This window comes from Rhizobacter sp. (assembly GCF_031412495.1).
Classification (GTDB): domain Bacteria; phylum Pseudomonadota; class Gammaproteobacteria; order Burkholderiales; family Burkholderiaceae_C; genus Schlegelella_A.
Map to the genome: position 1 here is coordinate 1 of NZ_JANODC010000186.1, position 5,181 is coordinate 5,181.

Annotated in this window: 6 protein-coding genes and 1 tRNA gene; 3 read left to right on the forward strand and 4 right to left on the reverse strand. The window is 66.1% G+C overall.

Annotation, left to right across the window (positions count from 1 at the left end; all coding sequences use genetic code 11):
* Positions 1 to 43 precede the first annotated feature (43 nt).
* Positions 44 to 119: transfer RNA gene (locus AC30N0_RS06780), tRNA-Thr, on the forward strand.
* A gap of 157 nt (positions 120 to 276) precedes the next feature.
* On the opposite strand, the gene AC30N0_RS06785 is transcribed toward AC30N0_RS06780, so the two are convergent.
* The 4 genes from AC30N0_RS06785 to AC30N0_RS06800 all read right to left on the reverse strand — a co-directional run bounded on the left by AC30N0_RS06785 (position 277) and on the right by AC30N0_RS06800 (position 2,201).
* A complete protein-coding gene (locus AC30N0_RS06785) occupies positions 277 to 618 on the reverse strand; it encodes a GAF domain-containing protein (protein ID WP_489517165.1) in 342 nt (113 codons plus the stop codon).
* A gap of 213 nt (positions 619 to 831) precedes the next feature.
* The gene (locus AC30N0_RS06790; RefSeq protein WP_489517166.1) at positions 832 to 1,101 is read right to left on the reverse strand and encodes a type II toxin-antitoxin system RelE family toxin; all 270 of its coding nucleotides are present in this window, start codon (positions 1,099 to 1,101) and stop codon (positions 832 to 834) included.
* Positions 1,085 to 1,312, reverse strand: coding sequence for a type II toxin-antitoxin system RelB family antitoxin (relB, locus tag AC30N0_RS06795; RefSeq protein ID WP_489517167.1), 228 nt, complete (start codon positions 1,310 to 1,312; stop codon positions 1,085 to 1,087). Before relB ends, AC30N0_RS06790 begins: the two co-directional genes overlap by 17 nt.
* A gap of 253 nt (positions 1,313 to 1,565) precedes the next feature.
* Positions 1,566 to 2,201, reverse strand: coding sequence for a hemerythrin domain-containing protein (locus AC30N0_RS06800; protein ID WP_489517168.1), 636 nt, complete (start codon positions 2,199 to 2,201; stop codon positions 1,566 to 1,568).
* A 140-nt stretch (positions 2,202 to 2,341) separates the two neighbouring features.
* Between AC30N0_RS06800 and AC30N0_RS06805 the strand changes: the two genes are divergently transcribed.
* Both AC30N0_RS06805 and AC30N0_RS06810 read left to right on the forward strand, forming a co-directional pair.
* Entirely contained in the window at positions 2,342 to 3,649 is a 1,308-nt protein-coding gene (locus AC30N0_RS06805; RefSeq protein ID WP_489517169.1) for an MFS transporter, read from the forward strand.
* Between the two features lie 28 nt (positions 3,650 to 3,677).
* A partial coding sequence (locus AC30N0_RS06810; RefSeq protein ID WP_489517170.1) for an MFS transporter occupies positions 3,678 to 5,181 on the forward strand: 1,504 nt, incomplete at its 3' end.

The window sequence follows — 5,181 nt, forward strand, 5'->3', positions numbered from 1 at the left end:
CCTATACTGCCCCGCCGCTGCGCACGTGGAAAGCGCAACCGACGCCGGCTTAGCTCAGTTGGTAGAGCACCCGCCTTGTAAGCGGAAGGTCGTCCGTTCGATCCGGACAGCCGGCACCAATCAGACTGCCTAAGCGCGTTAGCAAGTGGCTACTTCAGCTCGATCGAAGCGGTCTTTGGGTACCATTTCGGGTACCACTTCTGTCCGCTGGTAGCGGGGCTGTTGCGCCTGTCCACGCTTAGCAATTTTTCGCGCGGCGCGCCTCGAGTGCCGTCATCACCTGGGCGGCAAGGATCCAAGCTCTTCGAGCTGGCGCGCGTCGAGCGTCCGCGGCTCGGCGTCGAACACGCAGAGGGTTCCGACCGGCTGCTGGCGGAAGAACAATGGCACGCCGGCGTAGAAGCGAATCTTCGGCGCGTCGGTCACCACCGGGTTGGCCGAGAACCGCGGGTCAAGGGACGCGTCCTCCACGACGGTGGGATCCGGTCCGGATCCTGCAGCGCGTGGGTGCAAAACGTCAGCTCCCGCGGCCGGGAAGCGATGTCTGTGCCGACGCGAGATCTGAAGAGCTGATGCTCGCCGTCGATCACCGCAATGACCGCGACCGGTACCGCGCAAAGCTCGGCCGCTCTCCGGGTGATGTCGTCATAGGCCAGCCCCTCTGGCGAAGTCTTTCTCGTTCCTGTACTTCGTGCATCGACAATTGTGGCCGCTGGGGGCGCGGCGCTGCCGAGGCGGGGAGCGCTCAAGAAGGGGCCGCGGCGCACCGCACCCCCTTCGGCGCTGGCCTTATCCCCGAAGACGCGCTCGACGCTCGCGTCCAGCGCGGTGCTACCTGTACACGTCTCGTCGGTTGCCGACCTCGATCACTAGGATGCGCAGAGCGCCGTCCTCGATGTCACAGATGATGCGATAGTCGCCGACCCGGTAGCGCCAGAAGGTTCCCAGCGTCGGTCCGGTCAATGCCTTCCCCAGGCTGCGCGGGTCTTCATGCGCGGCCAAGCGCTCGCGGAAGAAAGCGGTGATCCGTCTCGCTTCGTGTCGATCAAGCTTGCCGAGCTGCTTGGCGGCGGTGGCCGTCAGCTCAACCCGCCAGGCCAAGCTGACGCTCCACGTCATCCAGGCTGTAGACGCGTTCCTGACCTGCGCGAACACGCTCCATCGTGCCAGCGGCCAAGTAGAAGTCCTCGAGATCTTCCAAGCCCTTGCTGACCAGCTCACGCAGGTAGTACGCCTTCGTTCGCCCCGTCGACGCGGCAAGCTGATCCAAGCGCTGTTCGATCGAAGGATCAAGCCTGATTGAGGTGGCCATACGAGTTCTCGCGATACTTGTATTCATTGTATCGAAGAGGAGGAAGCTGCGCGGAGAGGGCTGACTCGAGCTTGAATTGAGGGGGAGCCCGCAGGGGGGAGCGTAGCTCCACGGGGCTGGGGTGCAGCCCCAGTCATAGCTTCTCACCGGCCCAACCCAAGCCTGTAATGAAGGAGATCAGACCCCGTCCGCGGTTTTCTCTGAGCCAGTCGACAACCCGAGCTCGACTTCATTTTCCGCCAACCGCTGAGCGCTACTTCCCGCGGCCGGCGACCGCCATCGCCTCGGTCGCGGAGCCGAGACCGAGCGGCGCTCCGAGGGTCATCAGGATGCGCTTGAAGAGCGGCCGGTAGGCGTCGTTCCCGTCGCGCCGGGTCAGCGGATCCCGGTTCTCCATGAAGGCCTTGTCGAGCTCGGCCCAGTCGGCCGCGCTCAGCACCCGCTCGGCCAGCGGCAGCACGACCTTCTCCTCGGTGCGCATGTGGTCGAGGTACGAGGCGATGTAGAGGTTCATCGACGCCTCGAAGCGGTCGCGCCGGCCCGCCGCGTCGCGCGACTCGCTCATCATCTCGACGCCGAGCAGCTCGTGCTGCAGGTCGCGCACGGCCTGCTGGCTCCGCGAATGGTCGGCGTCGAGGGCGGCCAGCACCTCCGCCTGCTCGTCGCCGCAACGCTCGCGGATGCGCGGGAACAGCAGCTCGCTTTCCTTCGGGTGGTGCAGTCGCTCGGGGAATTCGTCGATGTAGAACAGCATCGCCCGCAGGGCGGTGAAGTCCGGCAGCGTGTCGCGCCGCCGATGCTCCGCGAGGAGCAGGCCGATCGACCGCAGCACCGCCGCCAGGGTGCTGTGCTCGTCGCGAATGATGCTCAGGCTGGGATGTGCATGCATGTCCGATCTCCCGTGGCGCCGTGCGGATCTCCCGCCGACGCTGGCCGCATGGTCGCCCGGGCATCGCAGCGCGACTTGATCTTGCGCAAGGCGCGCGGCCGGACACCGCTCGACACTCGTTCCGCAGAAGGAGAGTGATCATGACCGTCGCCATCGCCGTCGAATCATTCGGGAAAGCGTCCACGCCGCCGGCCGCGCGCGGCCGCCAGGCGATCTCGGTGCTGGTGGTCAGCACCCTGGCCTTCACCGTCTGCTTCATGGTCTGGATGATGTTCGGCGTGATCGGCATCCCGATCAAGAAGGCACTGAACCTCAACGCCACCGAATTCGGCCTGCTGACGGCGCTGCCGGTGCTGACCGGATCGCTGATCCGCGTGCCGCTCGGCATATGGACCGACCGCTTCGGCGGCCGCATCGTCATGACGGCTCTCATGGCGACCACCGTGCCGGCCATCTGGCTGATGGCCTATGCGACGCAGTACTGGCACTTTCTCGTCGTCGGCCTGTTCGTCGGCCTGGCAGGAGGTTCCTTTTCCGTCGGCACGCCGTACGTGGCGCGCTGGTTTCCGAAGAACCGGCAGGGCTTCGCGATGGGCGTCTACGGCGCCGGGAACTCCGGCGCGGCCGTCAACAAGTTCATCGCTCCGGCCCTCGTCGTCGCGTTCGGCTGGACGATGGTCCCGCAGGTCTACGCCGCCGTGATGCTCGGCACCTTGCTGCTGTTCTGGCTGTTCAGCGCCAGTGACCCGTCGCACCTGGTGCCGAAATCGGCCAGCTGGCGCGAGCAGGTCGCCACCCTCAAGGACCCGAAGGTGCTCAAGTACTGCCAGTACTACAGCATCGTCTTCGGCGGCTACGTCGCCCTGAGCCTGTGGATGGTGCAGTACTACATCGGCGAGTACGGGCTCGACATCCGCTGGGCGGCGCTGCTCGCCGCCTGCTTTTCGCTGCCGGGCGGCGTGCTGCGCGCCTTCGGTGGCTGGCTCGCCGACAAGTACGGCGCACACAGCATCACCTGGTGGGTCATGTGGGTGAGCTGGATCTGCCTGTTCCTGCTCAGCTACCCGCAGACCGATTTCTCGATCCTCACCGTCAACGGCGTCAAGACCTTTCACCTCGGCCTCAACGTGTATGCCTTCACCGGGCTGATGTTCATCCTGGGCGTGGCCTGGGCCTTCGGCAAGGCGTCGGTCTTCAAGTACATCGCCGACGACTACCCCACCAACATCGGCGCCATCAGCGGTGTCGTCGGCCTCGCCGGCGGGCTCGGCGGGTTCGTGCTGCCGCTCATGTTCGGCGCCCTGATGGACCTGACCGGCATCCGCTCGTCGGCCTTCATGCTGATGTACGGCGTGGTCTGGGTCTCGCTCGTCTGGATGTACTGGACGGAGGTCCGCAAGGCCGAGGTCATGGGTCCGAAGGCACGGGAATTCAGCCTCGCCGGATGAACGACAACCGAACAGGGAGACAGCTGCGATGAGCACCGCCACGATCAAGCCGGGGCTCGTGCCCGGCCCGCCCGCTCGGCCCGCATCCGGCGCAGACATCGACGACTGGCGGCCCGAGGACGACGCCTTCTGGAACGCGACCGGCAAGAAGATCGCCTATCGCAACCTGTGGATCTCGGTGCCCAGCCTCCTGTGCGGCTTCGCGGTCTGGGGGATGTGGGGAATGATCACCGTGCAGATGCTCAACCTGGGCTTCCCGTTCAGCCAGGCAGAGCTCTTCACCCTGACGGCGATCGCGGGCCTGGCCGGCGCGACGATGCGGATTCCGGCCTCGTTCCTGATCCGCCTTGCCGGCGGCAGGAACACGATCTTTCTCACCACCGCCATGCTACTCGCGCCGGCGATCGGCACGGGCATCGTCCTGCAGCATCCCGAGTGGCCGCTCTGGAGCTTCCAGCTGATGGCGCTGTGGTGCGGCGTCGGCGGCGGCAACTTCGCCAGCTCGATGTCCAACATCAGCACCTTCTTCCCGAAGCGGCTTCAGGGCACCGCGCTGGGCCTGAACGCCGGCCTCGGCAACTTCGGCGTCACGACGATGCAGATCGTCATCCCCCTGGTGATGACCGCGAGCATCTTCGGCGCGCTCGCCGGGGCGCCGATGACCCTCGTGAAGGACAGCGGCTGGATCCTCGGCAAGATCGCCGCCGGCACGCCCACCTGGATCCAGAACGCCGGCTTCGCCTGGCTGCTGTCGCTCGTTCCGCTGTCGGCGTTGTGCTGGTTCGGGATGAACAACCTGAAGACCGTGTCGCCGTCGACCGGCGGAACGATCGCGGCCTTCCTGAAGATCATCTGGCTCTACACGTTGTCCTTCGTGCCGGCCGGGATCGGCCTGTACCTCTACCTGCCCCGGCCCACGGGCCTCGGCCTCCTGAACATGTGGCTGGCGATGCCGCTCATCGTCGTCGGCACGCTCCTGGTGCTCAAGCTCACCGCCTTCGGCACGATGAAGGAGGGCATCGCCACCCAGTTCAAGATCTTCCGCAACAAGCACACCTGGGCGATGACGATCCTCTACATCGTCACCTTCGGCTCGTTCATCGGCTTCGCGATGGCGCTGCCGCTGGCGATCACGGTGATCTTCGGCGTCAGCCACGTCGTCGACGCCGCCGGCGTGCTGCAGCACACGCTGAAGAACCCGAACGCGCCGTCGGCGCTGACCTGGGCCTGGACCGGCCCCTTCGTCGGTGCTCTGATCCGCCCGGTCGGCGGCTGGATCTCCGACAAGGTCGGCGGATCGATCGTCACCCAGGTCGTCTCCGCGGTGATGGTGGTGGCCTCGGTCGCGGTGGGCTACGTGATGCTGCTGGCGTACCGGTCGCCGACGCCGGAGGAGCACTTCGTCGTCTTCATGGCGCTCTTCCTGCTGCTGTTCGCCGCCAGCGGCATCGGCAACGGATCCACCTTCCGGACCATCGGCGTCATCTTCGACCGCACCCAGGCCGGCCCGGTGCTAGGCTGGACCTCGGCGA